Below are 16,575 nucleotides of genomic sequence, written 5' to 3'. Positions count from 1 at the left end.
ACTATCTCCTTTCATAAAGATTCCAAACTACAATCGAGGAAAGAAAATCTTTAAAAGAGAACACTTCCAAAATCACCGGCAAATTTCGGATCAAAGGGAGGGTCCGTTTCAGTTTTTCCTCAGAAAGAACGCCTAGCGAACGATGATCCTTTCCCCCATCTATCCCATGAAAATGAACAAGCCTTACCCGACTTCCCAGTTTCTTCCAAAAATCCTCTATCTCCTTTCCCAAAAGCCACCAATGTCCCACATCAAAACACACCCCAAAGGGGGAAAGAAGAATCTCCTCAGAAAAAAACGAAAGATCATAATGGGTGTTCTCCAGCACTATCGGATACTCTCCCAGATCCTCAAGCTCCTTGAGAAGCCCTCTAAAAGCCCCTTTGTCTTCTCTGCGGGGAACGTAGGGCTCTGATCGCAACCCATCACTTCTCTCCAGATGAAGAACATACCCAATGGGGGAAAAAACATCTAACCTCCTGATGAGATGCGCAAGAAGTTTCATGTCTTCTCTCTCTCTCACCGGCCACAGATGAAGATCGAGTGGAAGATGCACAACAAACGACATATCCCATCTTTCTTGAAACTCCTTTAAAAAGAAGAGCCATGCATCATCCTCCCATAGGTCAAGATAATGCTTTCCCAAAAGAAGGAGCTGGACAAGTGATACATGAGGAGCAAGAAGAGAGAGATTATACTCATAACTCTCTTTTACAGTTTCTCCCCAATCAACAAGATACGAAGTTGTTCCAATTTGCCATCCAGGGAGGAGCTTCTCTACAGTTTTCATGCTTATCGTATCCACGCCAAAAGAGACAAAGCCTCTACCAACTCCGCTGTGGCCCCAAGGACATCCCCTGTCACGCCCCCTATGCGACGGTTACTCACCCCCCGCAGAAAAACCGTAGCAAGTACAGCACTTCCCATAGCTGCTATCACCCGCCATCCTCCACCCAACCATGCTGTCAATCCTCCCAAAAGCATCAACTGTACTGTTACCACTGCTACCTGTACCCCTGAGATCTTTCCCACAAGAAAAGCCCCTGTTCCCTTGCTTTTGGGATAGGTTGCTCTCCATGCCTGCCAGACAATTGCTGAGCGCGAGAGTACCCACGAAAACCAGATTACCCTCCATTCATCCAGAAGAAGGGGATAAACACTATAACGAAACAAAAGCAAAAAAACGCCACCCGCCATTCCAAAAGCCCCTATTCGACTATCCTTCATTGCCTCAAGCCGTTTCTCCCTATCCCCGTGCACTCCAAACCCATCCCAGCAGTCACACCACCCATCAAAATGAAACCCCCCATTCAAAATCCAGGGAAACACTATCATCCCCATCACCACAAGCATAGGTGACATACCAAGCCATGTCCCTACAACAATCCATCCGCTTCCCACAACTCCATACACCAACCCTACCAGAGGAAAAAACAAAACAACCCCCGTATCCATATTCCCTTTCCCTGACAACGGGAGAATCGTCAAAAGAGAAAAAGCACCCAAAAGATTTTTCATTTAAGCCTCCAGGGAATCCCGCTCACCAAAAAATACACCTCATCCGCCCGTTGAGCCAACCATTGATTGCATCTGCCAAGAACCTCCACATACCGTCTTGAGACCTCATCGGCTGGCACAACCCCTAATCCTATTTCGTTCGTTACAACAATGAGGGTATGATTTCCATCTTTTACTCCCTCAACAAGACGAACTACCTCCATTTTCAGCCATTTTTCATCCTCCACGGTAAACTGCCAGTTTCTCTCATGAAAAAGATTCGCAAGCCAGGTGGTCACACACTCAAACACTATCACCTGAGCCTGGTGAAATCCACTTACCACACCCACAACATCTTTTGTTTCTTCGACGGTAGCAAAACGCCCATCCCTCTCAGATCGATGGTACGCTATCCGTCTGGCAAACTCCTCATCCACTGCCACTCCAGTGGCCAGATAGATAGGAGAAGAAGATCTTTTCAAGGCATACTCTTCAGCAAACCTGCTTTTCCCTGAACGCATCCCTCCTGTAATCAACACTACTTCTTTCATTCTTCCCCTCTTTGAAGAAACCTTTTAGGCACAAGATAGACATGCGGTCTTTGTTCCATCGGAGAAGGGTACACTACGACGGGCACTCCAAAAACGCGTTCTATACGTTCATAGGTAAGCGCCGCAGCAGGCTCCCCTATTACCTCAACTAAACCCTCGTGAAGCATCATCACTCTATCACAGTAGAGAGAAGCTAAATTCATATCGTGAAAAACAACCATTACCGTGGTTTGTTGTTTTATCCGTTCCAGCCAATCCAATATCCTCACCTGATGGGCAATATCCAAATGGGCTGTCGGTTCATCAAGAATGAGAAGCTCAGGCTGTTGCACCAATGCTCGAACAATCTGCACAAGCTGAAACTCCCCACCACTGAGCTCAGAAAGTTTTCGTTCCAAAAGATACTCTATCCCAAACTCTTTTGATAAATCCCTCATAAGCTTCTTTTCATCCATGGTCAGCCCAAAATCCCAAACCCCATGGTACGGATAACGTCCCAACATCAAATAATGATCCACCGTCATTGCGGGACGAGGAGGCGACTGACTCACTACCGCCATAAAACACGCGAGTTTTTGCCTTGAGAACTTGTACATGGGAACTTCTTTATACGTTATCTTCCCCGAAGCAGGAATTGCCCCAGTTAAAGCACGAACGAGAGTAGATTTTCCACTTCCATTGGGTCCCAAGATACCAAGAATCTCTTTTTCATTCACGGTGAAAGAAACCCCTCGAAGAACGGTTTTATCTTTATAGCCAGCTACAAGATTTTCCACGGCGAGAAGCGTCATAGCCTTTGCTCCTTCACAAGCATAAAGATAAAGAGTGTTCCCCCAAGAATCCCTGTAATCACACCCACCGGAAGCTCGAGTGGGGCAATAACCACCCTGGCTAAAAAATCACAAAAAACCAAAAATCCTCCGCCCCCCAAAAAAACAAGCGGTAAAAAAAAACGATGTACCGTACCCACCACACGCTTATAAAAATGGGGAACAAGAAGTCCCACAAAACCTATAAGTCCAGCACTCGCGATACTCACAGAAGTGAGTGCCACTGCAACAAAGAAAAAGAGCTTCTTTAAAAGATGAACCGGCATCCCAAGATAAAAAGCCTCTTCTTCACCAAGCAAAAATCCATCCATCTCTCTTCCCAAAAGCCACGAAAGAATCAAGCCCCCAATCGCAATTCCCCACACAAGCGCGAGGGAAATTTGTCCTCCCTGTTCCAGCGAGCCCATCGTCCAGAAGATAATCTGATGGAGATCTGCCGCGCGTGCCAGTGCCAGAAAAAGCATCACCAGCCCCGAAGCAAGAAAAGAAAGCATAAGCCCAAAAAGAAGCATGTCTGACAACTGGAGGGAAACCCCTCCAATACCTCGACGACGACTCAAAAGATACAGAAGCCCCATAAAAAAAAGACCTCCCCCGAGACTCCACCAGAAAAGATGTCCCTCCCAACCAAACCACTTTCCAGCAATAATCCCCACACAAACACCCAGGGTTGCTCCTCCAGAGAGTCCCAGTGTATACGGCTCTACCAGAGGATTGGCAAACATTGACTGAAGAATAGCCCCAGCAAGAGAGAGCGCCCCTCCTACTGCCAAACCCAATATCCATCGGGGAAACCTCACTTTGAGAACAATATCTCGAACCAAAGCTTCTTCTTTTCCCAGAAAAACCCCTATAACCCGAAAGGGAGAAATATGGCTCGGCCCCCATCCGAGAGACAAAAGACTGGCAATCACCACAAATACAACCGTAATCGCCGACCAGAAAACAAAACGTCTCCAAATCCTTTTCATCGTTAACGAGTCATGGAGACAATCTGTTTCAATATAGCAACAAAGGTGGTAGGTGTCGGACTTGTAGCCATCGTCGTATCAATGACATGAATGTGATTTCTCTTCACTGCGCTGAGGTTTGGGTTTTTTTTCCAGAGAGCCGTGGCCTCTTTTGCCTCATTATCCATGAGAGCGATAAGAATCACCTCAGGATCAGCTACGATGACCTGTTCGAGACTTATCTGACCATACCCAACATTGGTAGCGATATTGATAGCATTGGCATAAACAAGATAATCCTGCATAAAAGACTGATCAGGAAGTGTCCACAGGGGATTAATCCCTATCTGGAAAAAGACTCTTCTTCTGGGCCCATGAGCCGTTTGTTTTCGTACCTTTTCTACTTCATCCTTAAGAACAGCTATCCTTTTGGTTGCCTCTTTTTCCTTTCCCAACAGGCGGGCAATTTGAAGATACTCCTCGCAGATTTCAGAAAAATTTGCCGGCTGTTTGAAGACAACTACCTTAAACCCTAGCTGCCGGAGTTTCTCAAGTCTTTTAGAATCATTGAGATCAGTGCCCAGAATAAGATCAGGTTGAAGAGCGGCAATAGCTTCCACGTTTATTTCAATGACATTTCCAACCTTCTGAATTTTTTGAGCTGCGGCAGGCCTGGTACAATAAATAGTGTTGCCCACGATATTGGCACCATACCCAAGTTCAAAAACCTGTTCCGTTAGACGTGGTCCCAAAGTCACAATCCTCTGGGCATACACCCATGAAAAAACGAACATAACCACCATCACGAACAATTTCTTCATACTCTATCCTCCTTGTAGGTTTTTCGATACTGTATTTTCCCATGGTCCTCTGCAGGCAAAAATAACCCTCTTCCATGGATTTCTTATTCAAAAAACCATGCCAAAAATATAACAAATGACACACCGTTGCCCTCTTCCGGAGCATGAGGTGCGACCAGAGGCAGGTCTTCTGGCTTCCGGATCTTCCTACTCTCCCAGCCTTCCCGGTTTCCCAGTGGCATGTCAGGGATTTCGTCCCCGGTTACAGCGGCGGGACCGCGACGGACTTTCACCGTTCTTCCCTTAGCCTTGATGGGTATAGTATACCACAAAGTTTTCCGTCTGTCAAAGAAATCCACCTTTTTCAAAGATAGAAAAATATTTTTAAAAAATATGAATTTACAAACAACGAATGTCGATAAACATAAAACGGGAGGTAATTATGTTTATCGATAGAAGACAATTTGAACGAGAGATTATCGATATACCAGGACGATATGAAGCCAAAGGAAAATGGCAAGAATGTCATATTGACGATATTTCAGAGGATGGTGTTGGACTGGAAGGTGTTCAGAAACTCCATGTTAATGAAATCATCAAAGTCGAATTCCGGGGAAAAACCTTTGAGGCAAAAGTTGTCTACACCGAGGGTACTCACGCGGGGGTAAAACTCATCAATACTACTGAAAGCGACAAACAGTGGCTGGTGGAACAGAAAAACATCAAATAAAGCGCTGTCTGTTTATAAAAGAAAACAATCCCATGGGGTATAAAAACTAATCAAGCAATTTTCTCACTAAACTCAAGATCTCTTCCACACCAAAAGGCTTTGAAATCCAACCGTCGGCCCCAATCTCTTCGCTTTTTTTACGGAGAATATCCTCATTTCTCCCTGAGATCATAATAACTTTAGGTCTTCCCTTTTGACGTTGCTCAATGATGTCCTGCGCCAAACTATACCCTGTAACTCCCGGCATCAAGAGATCTATGAGAACAAGGTCCGGGTCCTCAGCAAAAATATCTTCCACTCGAGGTATTGTCTGCAAATAACTTACCTCATAACCTTCGCCTCGGAAGATCTTCTCAAGTAAACTTAAGATATCTCTCTGATCGTCAATAATAAAAATCTTCTTCATCTCACTTTACCCTCGCACTAAATACGATTATAAAGCAATATGAGGGAAAAATCAACCAAAAGGTATTTTTCAAAAAACATTTTCTTGAAAATATGTTGTTTCTTCATAAGTGACAAAAAAGCTATTTTTCTTTAGGCTTTTCATGGGCATACTTGAGAATCAAAGACCCGGGATAAGCGGAGGAGAGGAAAGGATGGGAAAGTGAGTTTGCTGCTCTTCCCTTGTCGCAGTGGGAAGAGTGGAGTGCTGGCTATTCCCTTGTCGCAGTCGTAAGAGGGGCTTGCTATTCCCTTGTCGCAGTCGGGAGAGGAACCTCTTGCTCTTTCCTTGTCGCAGTGTCCCTCCCATGTGGGCTATTACCTCGTCGCAGTCAGAAGAGGGAGAAAGCTATTACCTTGTCGCAGTACAAAAAACGTCAGCTATTACCATTTTGCAGTGAATGTGTGGGGTCTGAAAGCTATTTCCTTGTTGCAGTAGCAAGCAAGGGATGAAGCTCTTACCCTATCACAGTGAGGGGAAAAAGCAGCAGGCTATTATCTTATCCCAGGAGAGTTGTATTCAAAAACTGCAATATGGTAAGAGCATTTCCCATACGTTTCGAGTTACACGTTTCACCGCTGGCTTTTTGGTGTCTCTCGTGAAGGTATTGGTATGTGTTCTTACCCTGTTGCAGTTGGAGGGAAAAGCCAGCAAACTGTAAAAAGGAAAGAGCTTTCAAAGTTTTTGTCACAGAGACGCGCTATTTTTTTGCTGCCGATGAAACCTGCATACTTTTTGCTCTTACCCTGTTGCAGTGGAACACCGGCTAGCGAGAAGCTATTCCCATGTCGCAGCGAAAACGTAAGGGGCGAGAGTTATTCCCCTGTTTCAGGTCAAAAAGGAGCTGAAAAGACAAAGACGAGTCTTAAGAGAAGGAAAAAATTTCATTCATGGTTGCATACAGAGAGGTATTTTTGAGGAAAGGTGACAGGATACAATTTCCAAAACAAAATTCTTTATAAACTTCACAATAACGATAAAATAGACAAAAAAGATATTTTTACATTTGCAAAAAGATTTTTGCGCAGAATTTATTGTATACAAAATGCCCAAACAAAAAAAGAGTGCGATCCTTATTGACTTTCCTCACGTTACCCAAAACTTTTTTGCAAGATCTCATAGATTGCTTTATGATAATATATCTCAGCAAGGAGTTATACTGTGGTATCATCATTAATGGGTTTTTTTACCTTTTTAGGAAGTTTAGGTATCTTTCTCTTTGGTATACGTATCATGAGCGAAGCCATCCAAAGAGCAGGAAGCGAAAAGATTAAGTCTGTTCTCTCCTTTTTTACGAGAAACCCTTTTGGTGGTGTTGTGATTGGTACCCTTATCACGGGTATTATCCAGTCTTCTTCTGCCACCACCGTTATGATTGTTACCCTTGTTCATGCCCAGATGATGACTCTTGTTCAGGCAATCAGTGTGATCATGGGAGCAAACATCGGTACCACATTCACCGCATGGATTGTTTCCTTCTTTGGATTTAAATTTGAAATTGGCATGCTCACAATGCCTGCCATTGCCATCGGATTTCCTCTTGCCTTTAGCAGTCGAGAAAACTTTAAGAACGTGGGTGAGTTTCTTGTGGGATTTGGGTTGCTTTTCTTTGGACTGGGTTTGTTAAAAAACTCTGTGCCTGACCTAAAAAACCATCTTGAAGTATTCACTTTTATTCAAAAAGTTTCAGGGTTTGGATATTTTTCTGTTTTACTCTCGGTGGTGATTGGTACCCTCCTCACAATTATCATCCAGTCTTCCAGTGCTGCTATGACCATCACCATCGCTCTTGCTTACAAGGGATGGATCCCGTATGAGATGGCATTTGCTTTCATCCTCGGGGAAAACATCGGTACCACTATCACCGCCTATCTTGCATCCCTTGGGCTTAACATCAGCGCTAAAAGAGCCACACGAGCCCATATGTTATTTAACCTCATTGGAGTTTTCTGGATGCTTATTGTATTTTATCCTTTTGTACATTTTGTGGATTGGATTATACCTGGAGCACTTACTGATACAAACCAACTTCCTTTTCATCTTTCGGCATTCCATTCCCTTTTCAATATCTTTAACACCTTGATTCTCGTGTGGTTTATCCCTCAGATTGCCCAGATAGTCTCCTGGTGGGTAAAACCCAAAAAACTCACCGATGAAACCTATGAACTGAAACCTATCCGTGTTGGGATGCCAGATTTTGCCGAGGCCAATATCTCCATGGCCAAGCGGGAGATTGGAAGGATGATAGGCATAACTTACGACATGGCTCTTCAATTTCTCCGGATCGCCCGAGAAGATCTCAACACAATTGAGGAAACAGAACTCCATATTCATGAACAGGATTGCTACCTAGAGCAGATGCGGGAAACACTCTCGAGGTTTCTTGCCGGTTGTCGTACCACCATCGTTAACGAAAAACAGAGCCATGAAATCAATGCTTATCTCATCCTTACGAGTGAAATTAAGAGTATTAGTACAAGTATCGCCATGCTTGTTTCTCTTCTCAAGAAAAAAAAGAAGAAAAAGCTCAGGTTCCATAAACATGGTATGGATGAGATCATCCAGTATACGTACGAGGTACTTGATTTTCTCGAGTATACCGTTGACTACCTTCAGGAAAAGATCGACGAACCCAGCATAGAACTCGCCCAAAAAATGGAAAAAGCCATCAACGCCAAACGAAACCGTCTCCGAAAACTCGTCGAGAACAAGCTCATCAAAGGTGCCGATATCGAGGGAGAAATCATCTATATGGAGATTGTAAAGCACCTTGAACATATCGGGGATTTCTGTTACACCATCGCAAGCTATCTGAAGGATTTAATCTAACCAGATGATCTATCGAAAGCTGGGAAACAATGGTCCAACGGTGTCTATCCTGGGATACGGTGGATGGGCTCTGGGAGAGGAAGGATGGCCTGATGTGGAGAGTTCCAGCGCCCTCTCTTCTCTCGAGGTTGCCTTTGAAGAAGGGATCACCCTCTACGACACAGCCCCCTTTTATGGACGGGGACTTTCAGAAAAACGCATCGGAGAAGTCCTTGCTTCAGTAAGGCATCAGATCGTCATTGCCACAAAATGTGGTATCCACTGGAACGATAAAAAAATCTGGCTTTCGCTCTCGAGGGATGATATCCTTCGAGAGGTAGAAGAAAGTCTTACCCGCTTAAGAACTGATTTTATCGATCTGTATCAAATTCATTGGTATGATCAGAAAACTCCTCTTCGAGAGGTTTTTTTGACCCTTAAAGAGCTCCAGAAACAGGGAATAATCCGTCACATTGGTGTGTGCAACTTCCCTCTTCCCCTTCTCAGAAAGGCTTCTACCATGGCACCACTCGTAAGCTTTCAGGGAGAGTATAACCTCCTCAAAAGAGATGTGGAAAACGATATCCTCCCTTTTTGTAGAGAAAACGATATCGGTTTTCTTGCGTATAGTCCACTGGCTCAAGGATTATTAGCAGGACGTGCTTTTGATCCTTTCTCCAGAGCAAAAGATGTTCGAAAACATCATCCCATGTATAGGCGCCTTTCTCCTTTTCCAGCAGTTACTCTTCACGAAGCTTTGTCTTTTCTTCTCGAAAAAAAAGAGGTAAGCTCTCTTCTCATCAGTATGACAAAACCCCACCATGTAAAACAAAACGTACAACTCATTGAGAAAATCCTTAATCATTCGCCAAATATGGACTTGAGATAACTATAGCGCTGGTAGAGAATCTTGAGTTTTCCAAAATCATAAGGCCGGTACTTCACAGGGCTTGAGAGAATAACAAGAAGTCGCATTTTTTGATCTTTCGAGAGCATCCATACGGGAACGTGATAGTGATAAAAACTCCCCTGCTGAATGCCAAAAATTCCCGGACCCCATTCTGCCGTGTTAAGGTAGAGTTCTAAAATCCTCTTTTTCGGAAGAACAAGCTCCATCTCAAGAGCAATCAGAAACTCCAGATACTTGCGGATATAACTTTTTCCCGGCCAGAGAAAGAGGGTTCTCGACAACTGCTGGGTAATCGTACTTCCTCCGTAAAAAGGCTTGCGAAGTTTCATGTTTCGCTCAAAGGCCCGTCTTATAGCCACCCATTCCACTCCATGATGCCGATAGAATCCGTCATCTTCGAGAGAAATAACCATGGTCCGAATGTCAGAAGGAATATCTTTCAATCTGATATAGACAATGGGGTAGACTCTTTGCTGTTGGATCCATTGCCTGTAAATCATAATCCCCGTCACAGGCGGGTTAAAAAACCTTACAAACACAAGAAGAAAAAACATTACAAATAAAAAAAATATATGTACAACAAAGAAAATCTTCAAAAAGCCTACAAAAAAACTGAAAAAAGGGAATGTATTCTTCTCTTGACTCATGCTTTAGCCTCACTCCAGTTTTTCCCAATCCCAATATCGACCCTGAGAGGCACTTGTAGGGCAAGAGCCTCCTCCATCTCTTGGCGAACCAGTTCGACAAGCTGGGATTGTTCCTGGGGGGGAAACTCGAGGACAAGTTCATCATGAATTTGAAGGAGCATTTGTGCCGAAAGATGCTCTTTTTGAAGTCTTTCTTCCACGCGAATCATGGCTATTTTGATGAGGTCGGCGGCACTCCCTTGAATTTTCGTGTTAATAGCCATACGTTCTGAGGCATCCAATCCCCCTTTTGGATTTCTTTTTTGCCCTCTAAGTTCTGGAAAACGGCGAAACCTCCCTGACAGAGTGCGTACCATGCCTGTCTCATATGCCTCTGAAAGGGTCTTTTCGATAAACTCCTTCACCGAGGGAAAAGAGGCAAAATATGCTTCTATAAACTGTCTGGCTTCGCTTACAGGTATTCCAAGCTGCTGGGAAAGCCCATACGCCTGAAGGCCATAGATAATTCCAAAATTTACAGATTTCGCCCTTCGTCGCATCTCCTCGGTAACTGCGGAACTTTCCACTCCAAAAATAAGCATCGCCGTTCTAGCGTGAATATCCTCACCATGTTGAAACGCCTGAACCATCGCTTTGTCCTCAGAAAAATGCGCCAGAATCCGAAGTTCTACCTGAGAATAATCGGCACTCATCAAAAGCCACCCCTTTCTGGGAACAAAAGCTTCTCGTATAGCCTTCCCCCACTGATCCCTTACCGGGATATTCTGTAGGTTAGGATCGCTTGAGGAAAGCCTCCCGGTGGCGGTAATCGTCTGGTTAAAGTGGGTATGAACCCTTCCTGTAACAGGGTTCATCAATGCAGGAAGTGCTTCTACATAGGTAGAGAGAAGTTTGGCAAACGTACGGTATTGAACGATCGCTGCCGGAAGGGGATGAATGGCAGAAAGAGCGTTAAGCACCTCTTCGTCAGTAGAAAGTTTGCCTTTCTCAGTTTTTTTGACTGGAGGAAGCTTAAGCTCCTCAAAAAGTACTTTCGCTAGCTGCTGGGAAGACTGGATGTTAAACTCATGCCCCGCAAGGTGATAAATTTGAACCTGTAGCTGATCCATCTGTTCTCGAAAGGTTCGTGAAAGTTGCTGAAAATGTGTTTCGTCAATCCCAATACCACGGTATTCCATCCGTGCCAGGACAGGAATAAGCGGAAGCTCTATCTCATAAAAAACCCTCTGAAGACCCATCTTTTCTATCTCGGGAGAAAACACATGAAACAATCTGAGGGCCGCATCCACATCACTTCCCGCGTAGTGAACAAGTTTTTCCCTGGAAACAGTAAGAATATCTTGATTTTTCCCTTCAAACATATCCTCGTAGTGCATTTTATCATAGCCGAGATACTCCCGGCAGAGGTTTTCGAGATTAAAATGGGTTCTCGTAGGAGAAAGAAGATAAGCTGCCATCATGGTATCAAACATAATGCCTTTGAGTTCAATTCCCCGATGAAAAAACATCGCATACTCAAACTTGAGGTTCTGACCGATTTTCCCGATGCCCTCATCCTCAAGGATTTTACGGATACTCTCAAGAACCTCGTTTTCATCCCAGGGCTGCCCCATGGAATAGGCAGCAGGTATCACAAAAGCCCCCCCTTCCTCAAGAGCAAAAGCAATCGTGGCAATCCGGGCGGTATAGGGATCAAGCGAGGTGGTTTCAATATCCAGAGAAACCCTTTTCTCCCTGCGAATTCTCTCCAAAAGCTCGCTTAAGGCTATCTTTTCCGTAATAGCATGATATGCCCCCTCAAGAAATGCGGAAGATGCATGCTTTTCCCCTGTGCCCTTGAGTTCAGCCAAAAGCGAAGGGATTTCATAATCAAGAAGAAGTTTCTCCGCTTCATCGGTGAGTCTCAAATGGGACAAAGAAACCTCTGTCGTAAAGGGTACGTCACGACGAACCGTGGCAAGCTGTTTGGAAAGGAATGCCTCCTTTCGGCTTGCCTCGAGTTTGGTTCGCATAGCGGGAGAAAGTTCATTAAGATGTTCATAAATTTCCTCAAGGGTCCCATAATGCCGGAGAAGTTCTACCGCACCCTTTTCCCCGATGCCTTTGACACCGGGAATGTTATCCGAGGTATCCCCTACAATGGCCAGATAGTCGGGTATCTGTTCGGGATAGACTCCTATTTCCTCGTACACTTTTTCCCGGTCGACAAGGTGGATACCCTCAATTCCTTTTTGGGGCCTAAGGGCATAGGTGTTTGGTCCAACAAGCTGGAGAAGATCCTTATCCGAAGAGACAAGATAAACAAGGGAAGAACTCTGATACTTCTCCACCAGGGTAGCGAGGATATCATCGGCCTCATAGTTTGGCTCTTCAATCACTGTAATACCCAATGCCCGAAGAAGTTCTATGACCCCCGGTATCTGAGATTTCAAATCCGGTGGCACCTGCTGGCGCTGGGCTTTATATTCAGGGTACAATGCTGTACGAAAGGTCTGTCTGGAAACATCAAAAGCCACAATCATTCCCTCTGGCTGGTGAAGCTTCCATGCCTGGAGAATCATCCGAAGGGTGCCATAAATTGCTGAGACATTTTGATTTTTTTTATTGATGAGAGGATTGCGAATAAAAGCAAAAAAAGACCGATAGACCAGTCCACTTCCATCAACAAGAAGAATAGGTTTTTGCATATGTGCTCCTCGTTTAAAACTGGTAGGTTTTTCCCAACACGCAGGAGATAAAGTTTTTTAATATCTCTTTATTAGTAGGCATTATAAGCCTGAGACGAGATTTTGTCAAATAAACCAGAAAGAAAAAAAAAACCATAAAGGCAAAGCCAGAAAGTTTTCCCCTCTTCCTCTGGCACAAGATGGAAATCAATAAAACTTTGCAAGATAACATCCCTTTGGGAGGTTTTAAACTCAGGAGATTTATGTAAAATATGGGTTTAACGTTTGATCTAAAAATTAGGGAGGGGACTTGCTCTTACTATGTTTCAGTGAGATTCTATCAATAAGATGACTGTGATAAGGAAAGAGCGGGGATTTTGGAGTTTTCTTTTTTCTCCAAAAGTATCGTCTGGGGATGGTAGTATAGACGCTGCTCTTACCTTGTTTCAGTTTTTATAATTCTGGGGACTGTGAAAAGGTAATAGCTACTCTCAAAAAAAAAACACGAGGAGGAAATTGGTGAAAGGTTTCACCTGAGAAAAAAGATGCTATTACTCTTTTACAGTCTTGGATCAGAGGAAAAACTGTGAAAAAGGAATAGCAAGAACGTTTTTTTCACTGCAACAAGGAAAGAGCAGAGGTTTTTTCTTCTTTCCCCTCACGAAAAAAACGTTTTCACCATGAATTTTCGAGTTTTTTCCCTCCTTTTCTTTCAAAAGAATGAAAAAAATCCAGAAAGAAAAAAGTAAGACAAAAACCTTCAATTTCCATTTGACAGACGCAGGAAATGTGTTGAGAAAGAAAAAACGAAAACCTACGCCCAGATGGGAAGAATAAGCCCTTCAGCAACAAGCTTTTTCCACGGGAGAAGCTGGCGACGTTTGCCAAGCCTTCTTAAAAGCTCTTCAAGCCTTGTGGCAGCATCTTCTATATTAAACCGAAAACAGAATTCATCAAGATAGCGCTGCATGTGCTTTCGACAACCATAGTGATAGACGTCTTCAAGAAGGTTTTTCAACCCATCGTTAAGGTGGGAAAGCCACGGCGTTCTTTTTTCTACGGGCGTGTGGCGGAAAAGCTTGCCAAAAAAGTCTGAAAGCCAATCGCTACTCACATCATCCACAAGATGAATGTGAAGTTTAGAAGGGGTATCATCCGCATCAATTTCGACAACCTGCATGGGAGAAAAGTTTTTTCTTTGGCGGCGTTTGATGCCGGAGAGAAAGAAAAAGGTTTTCACAAGCTTTCGGAGGGATTTCGTGTGATGGCGATTGGTAAGCCGCATAAGGCTTCGTAGCTTCTGAAGAAGAAGCCAGCTTGCTTTGTAGCTAATATGAAGAAGTTGTGAAAGCCTCACCGCGTTTATGCCACCATCCTGGCAGACAAGAAACATGGCAGAAAGCCAGATTTTTGGCGAAAGGTGACTTTTTCGCATGATGGACTGGCTTTTTAAGGAAAATTGTCTGCCACACTTGGGGCACTGATACACGAGCCGGCACGAGAGAAGGTGAGCCTTTGCCTTACATCTTGGGCAAATAGGTCCCTCTGGCCAGAGGGCTTTTTCGAGAATCTGGTAAGATTCTTTTTCTGAGAGTGTGAAAAAATCCTTTTCCATGGTTTTCTCCTTAGAGAAATTTTTTCATACTATATATATCGAAAATTTTTTGTTATAGTTGTTAAAAAAGATGTTTTATATATTTTAAAAGTAAGATCGATGGGGAGATTTTGGGGGTTGAGAAAAATGCTCTTACCCCAACTTGCAACATTTTACCCCAAAAATCCTCCAATTTGGGTTATCTTAAGCTCCTAACCCCTTGATTTTTATGAATATCGTTTCTGGAAATTAGTATGTAGTCCCTAAATAATAGTTTCTACTTGACATTACTGCCACTCCTATGCTATACTCTACTCATGTTCGTTAAACCTATATCCATACCTAACAGAAAGACTGGTAAACGGTATACCTACTACCGCCTCTGTGAGAGTTATCGCCTCGGTAATACTGTAAGACATAGAAATATTCTCAACCTTGGTAAGCTCGAAGAACTTCCTGATAGATCAGACCATAAAGTTCTTGCTGACAGGATTGAACAGATTGTTTACAAGAGGCCTTCCCTTTTTGTTTCACAGATACCTGAAAAGATAGAAAACCTTGCTCAGCATTATGCCAGAATTATCATAAACAAGGGGTTACTGGATATACCAAAGGAATCCCTTGTAAGCACAGAGGCAGCAGATGAGGGGTCTCATGACTATCAGGAGGTAGATGTAAACAGTCTTGAGCATAATGATGCTCGTGAGGTTGGTGCTGAGTGGTTATGCAGGCGGGCACTTGAGGAGTTAGGGTTATCGAGATATCTGGGTGAATTGGGGTGGGAGGAGAGATGGATTAAGATGGCGATGATATACATAACTGCCCGTGCGGTATTTCCTGCTTCTGAGCACAAGACAGAGGAATGGCTGAAGGAAAACAGTGGGTTAAGTGAACTTTATGGGGTAGAGCCTGGGCGTGTAAGCAGGCACCATCTTTACAAAGTGAGCCGAAAGCTTTATCAAGCCAAAGAGGAGATAGATCGATGGATGGCCAGACGCACTGGGGAGTTATTTACACCGCAAGACAAGATAATACTCTATGATCTAACGAATCTCTATTTTGAGGGGGAGAAGAGGGATAGTGAGAAGGCGAGGTTTGGTCGGAGCAAAGAGAGGCGTAATGATGCAAAGCTTATGGCATTGGGATTGGTGACAGACACGATGGGTTTCATCCGATACAGCCATATCTATGAAGGAAACATCAGGGACAGTAAGACTTTGAAGAAGACTATTAAAGACATGGAGGAGCGATATCCTTCGGAGGGTCACTGTCCTGTGATAGTAATAGATGCAGGGATAGCCACTGAGGAGAATCTCAGGATGTTACGGGAGCAAAAGAGGGACTATGTATGTGTATCCCTTGCGAAGATGAAAGACAGTCATATAGCTGAGATAGAGGAGAAGGGCAGAAGGCTTACAGACAGGAGAGGCAATGAGATTTTTGCCCAATGGGTAGAAGTTGAAGGATATGAAGACAGGTTTTTGTATATAAAGAGCAAGGGGAAGGCGCTCAAAGAGCAGAGCATGGAAGAGGAACTCTCAAAGAGGTATGAAGAGGGGCTGGAGTCTATCAAGCGGGGGATAGAGAGGAAGGGAGGGATAAAGAGGATAGAGAAGGTATATGAGAGGCTTGGGAGGTTAAAAGAGAGATACCCTCGGTAACAAATCTGTACGAGGTGAAGATAAGAGGAGAATGGGGATAGCGACGGAGATTAAGTGGAAGAGGGTGGAAGGAGTGAAGGTGCCTGGGGCATACTTTATCCGCACCACCCTCAAGGGAAGATGAAGAGACGATATGGAAGATATACAACATTGAGGGAGATAGAGGAACATTCAGGGTATTGAAGAGTGATCTGAAGATGAGACCAGTGTTTCATCAAAAAGACATCTATTCAGAGGCACACATCTATGGGAGTATCCTTGCGTATATGGTTGTAAACACCATAAGGCAAAAGCTCAAGGCGAAGGGGATAAGAGATGATTGGAGTAATATAGTCAGGAGGATGAACACGCAAAGCTTATTACCAGTGAGATGAAGACGAGGACAGGGACGATTTACATAAAGAAATGCAGTAAACCCATCGTTCGTGTAAGGGAGATATATCATGCCCTGAACTATAAGGAATGTCCCTTCTTTCAGAAAAAATC

15 protein-coding genes and 1 riboswitch are annotated in these 16,575 nt (G+C 43.9%); of the genes, 5 read left to right on the top strand and 10 right to left on the bottom strand.

The window, feature by feature from the left end:
* Position 1 precedes the first annotated feature (1 nt).
* From cbiR to KDW03_RS07535, 6 genes are read right to left on the bottom strand one after another with little or no spacing between them, the layout of a single operon-like run.
* Positions 2-790, bottom strand: a complete 789-nt coding sequence (gene cbiR, locus KDW03_RS07560; RefSeq protein WP_271434473.1) for a cobamide remodeling phosphodiesterase CbiR — start codon at positions 788-790, stop codon at positions 2-4.
* A gap of 2 nt (positions 791-792) precedes the next feature.
* The gene (cobS, locus tag KDW03_RS07555; RefSeq protein WP_271434472.1) at positions 793-1,518 is read right to left on the bottom strand and encodes an adenosylcobinamide-GDP ribazoletransferase; all 726 of its coding nucleotides are present in this window, start codon (positions 1,516-1,518) and stop codon (positions 793-795) included.
* Positions 1,515-2,048: a bifunctional adenosylcobinamide kinase/adenosylcobinamide-phosphate guanylyltransferase gene (gene cobU, locus KDW03_RS07550; protein ID WP_271434471.1), complete on the bottom strand. Its 534-nt coding sequence runs from the start codon at positions 2,046-2,048 to the stop codon at positions 1,515-1,517. Before cobU ends, cobS begins: the two co-directional genes overlap by 4 nt.
* Complete coding sequence (locus KDW03_RS07545; RefSeq protein WP_271434470.1) at positions 2,045-2,839, bottom strand: ABC transporter ATP-binding protein; 795 nt, start codon at positions 2,837-2,839, stop codon at positions 2,045-2,047. Before KDW03_RS07545 ends, cobU begins: the two co-directional genes overlap by 4 nt.
* On the bottom strand, positions 2,836-3,849 hold the full coding sequence (locus tag KDW03_RS07540) for a FecCD family ABC transporter permease (protein WP_271434469.1): 1,014 nt from the start codon (positions 3,847-3,849) through the stop codon (positions 2,836-2,838). Before KDW03_RS07540 ends, KDW03_RS07545 begins: the two co-directional genes overlap by 4 nt.
* Before the next feature lie 2 nt (positions 3,850-3,851).
* Positions 3,852-4,649 (bottom strand): ABC transporter substrate-binding protein, encoded by a 798-nt coding sequence (locus KDW03_RS07535; protein WP_271434468.1) that lies wholly within the window; start codon positions 4,647-4,649, stop codon positions 3,852-3,854.
* A gap of 142 nt (positions 4,650-4,791) precedes the next feature.
* Positions 4,792-4,955, bottom strand: a riboswitch (cobalamin riboswitch).
* 115 nt (positions 4,956-5,070) lie between these two features.
* Between KDW03_RS07535 and KDW03_RS07530 the strand changes: the two genes are divergently transcribed.
* A complete protein-coding gene (locus KDW03_RS07530; protein ID WP_271434467.1) occupies positions 5,071-5,358 on the top strand; it encodes a PilZ domain-containing protein in 288 nt (95 codons plus the stop codon).
* A 46-nt stretch (positions 5,359-5,404) separates the two neighbouring features.
* On the opposite strand, the gene KDW03_RS07525 is transcribed toward KDW03_RS07530, so the two are convergent.
* Complete coding sequence (locus KDW03_RS07525) at positions 5,405-5,764, bottom strand: response regulator transcription factor (protein WP_271434466.1); 360 nt, start codon at positions 5,762-5,764, stop codon at positions 5,405-5,407.
* Between the two features lie 1,200 nt (positions 5,765-6,964).
* Between KDW03_RS07525 and KDW03_RS07520 the strand changes: the two genes are divergently transcribed.
* Together KDW03_RS07520 and KDW03_RS07515 are read left to right on the top strand one after the other, a co-directional pair.
* Positions 6,965-8,632, top strand: coding sequence for a Na/Pi cotransporter family protein (locus KDW03_RS07520; RefSeq protein ID WP_271434465.1), 1,668 nt, complete (start codon positions 6,965-6,967; stop codon positions 8,630-8,632).
* Between the two features lie 4 nt (positions 8,633-8,636).
* A complete protein-coding gene (locus KDW03_RS07515; RefSeq protein WP_271434464.1) occupies positions 8,637-9,500 on the top strand; it encodes an aldo/keto reductase in 864 nt (287 codons plus the stop codon).
* Here the strand turns inward: KDW03_RS07515 and KDW03_RS07510 are convergent.
* From KDW03_RS07510 to KDW03_RS07500, 3 genes are all read right to left on the bottom strand, one after another.
* Positions 9,473-10,021: a biosynthetic peptidoglycan transglycosylase gene (locus KDW03_RS07510; RefSeq protein ID WP_271434463.1), complete on the bottom strand. Its 549-nt coding sequence runs from the start codon at positions 10,019-10,021 to the stop codon at positions 9,473-9,475. The genes KDW03_RS07515 and KDW03_RS07510 overlap by 28 nt on opposite strands.
* 143 nt (positions 10,022-10,164) lie before the next feature.
* Entirely contained in the window at positions 10,165-12,855 is a 2,691-nt protein-coding gene (gene polA, locus KDW03_RS07505; protein WP_271434462.1) for a DNA polymerase I, read from the bottom strand.
* A gap of 793 nt (positions 12,856-13,648) precedes the next feature.
* Positions 13,649-14,449 carry an IS1595 family transposase gene (locus tag KDW03_RS07500; RefSeq protein WP_271434461.1) on the bottom strand — a complete coding sequence of 267 codons (801 nt, stop codon included), beginning with the start codon at positions 14,447-14,449 and terminating at the stop codon, positions 13,649-13,651.
* Positions 14,450-14,745: 296 nt separating this feature from the next.
* On the opposite strand from KDW03_RS07500, the gene KDW03_RS07495 reads away from it, so the two are divergent.
* Positions 14,746-16,089, top strand: coding sequence for an IS1634 family transposase (locus KDW03_RS07495; RefSeq protein ID WP_271434460.1), 1,344 nt, complete (start codon positions 14,746-14,748; stop codon positions 16,087-16,089).
* Positions 16,090-16,286: 197 nt separating this feature from the next.
* Positions 16,287-16,463 (top strand): hypothetical protein, encoded by a 177-nt coding sequence (locus KDW03_RS07490; protein WP_271434459.1) that lies wholly within the window; start codon positions 16,287-16,289, stop codon positions 16,461-16,463.
* The last annotated feature ends 112 nt before the right edge of the window (positions 16,464-16,575 follow it).

Source organism: Thermospira aquatica (assembly GCF_023525255.1).
In the GTDB taxonomy this organism is placed as follows: domain Bacteria; phylum Spirochaetota; class Brevinematia; order Brevinematales; family Thermospiraceae; genus Thermospira; species Thermospira aquatica.
Note: the sequence above shows the minus strand (reverse complement) of the source record. Positions and strands in the feature narration are given on the sequence as shown.

Excerpts from the sequence above, each read along its gene's own strand:
- KDW03_RS07500 (WP_271434461.1), bottom strand. The coding sequence starts at position 14,449 with ATGGAAAAGGATTTTTTCACACTCTCAGAAAAAGAATCTTACCAGATT.
- KDW03_RS07545 (WP_271434470.1), bottom strand. The coding sequence starts at position 2,839 with ATGACGCTTCTCGCCGTGGAAAATCTTGTAGCTGGCTATAAAGATAAA.
- KDW03_RS07490 (WP_271434459.1), top strand. The coding sequence starts at position 16,287 with ATGAGACCAGTGTTTCATCAAAAAGACATCTATTCAGAGGCACACATC.
- KDW03_RS07535 (WP_271434468.1), bottom strand. The coding sequence starts at position 4,649 with ATGAAGAAATTGTTCGTGATGGTGGTTATGTTCGTTTTTTCATGGGTG.
- KDW03_RS07540 (WP_271434469.1), bottom strand. The coding sequence starts at position 3,849 with ATGAAAAGGATTTGGAGACGTTTTGTTTTCTGGTCGGCGATTACGGTT.
- cobU (WP_271434471.1), bottom strand. The coding sequence starts at position 2,048 with ATGAAAGAAGTAGTGTTGATTACAGGAGGGATGCGTTCAGGGAAAAGC.
- KDW03_RS07515 (WP_271434464.1), top strand. The coding sequence starts at position 8,637 with ATGATCTATCGAAAGCTGGGAAACAATGGTCCAACGGTGTCTATCCTG.
- KDW03_RS07495 (WP_271434460.1), top strand. The coding sequence starts at position 14,746 with ATGTTCGTTAAACCTATATCCATACCTAACAGAAAGACTGGTAAACGG.
- KDW03_RS07530 (WP_271434467.1), top strand. The coding sequence starts at position 5,071 with ATGTTTATCGATAGAAGACAATTTGAACGAGAGATTATCGATATACCA.
- polA (WP_271434462.1), bottom strand. The coding sequence starts at position 12,855 with ATGCAAAAACCTATTCTTCTTGTTGATGGAAGTGGACTGGTCTATCGG.
- cobS (WP_271434472.1), bottom strand. The coding sequence starts at position 1,518 with ATGAAAAATCTTTTGGGTGCTTTTTCTCTTTTGACGATTCTCCCGTTG.
- cbiR (WP_271434473.1), bottom strand. The coding sequence starts at position 790 with ATGAAAACTGTAGAGAAGCTCCTCCCTGGATGGCAAATTGGAACAACT.
- KDW03_RS07510 (WP_271434463.1), bottom strand. The coding sequence starts at position 10,021 with ATGATTTACAGGCAATGGATCCAACAGCAAAGAGTCTACCCCATTGTC.
- KDW03_RS07525 (WP_271434466.1), bottom strand. The coding sequence starts at position 5,764 with ATGAAGAAGATTTTTATTATTGACGATCAGAGAGATATCTTAAGTTTA.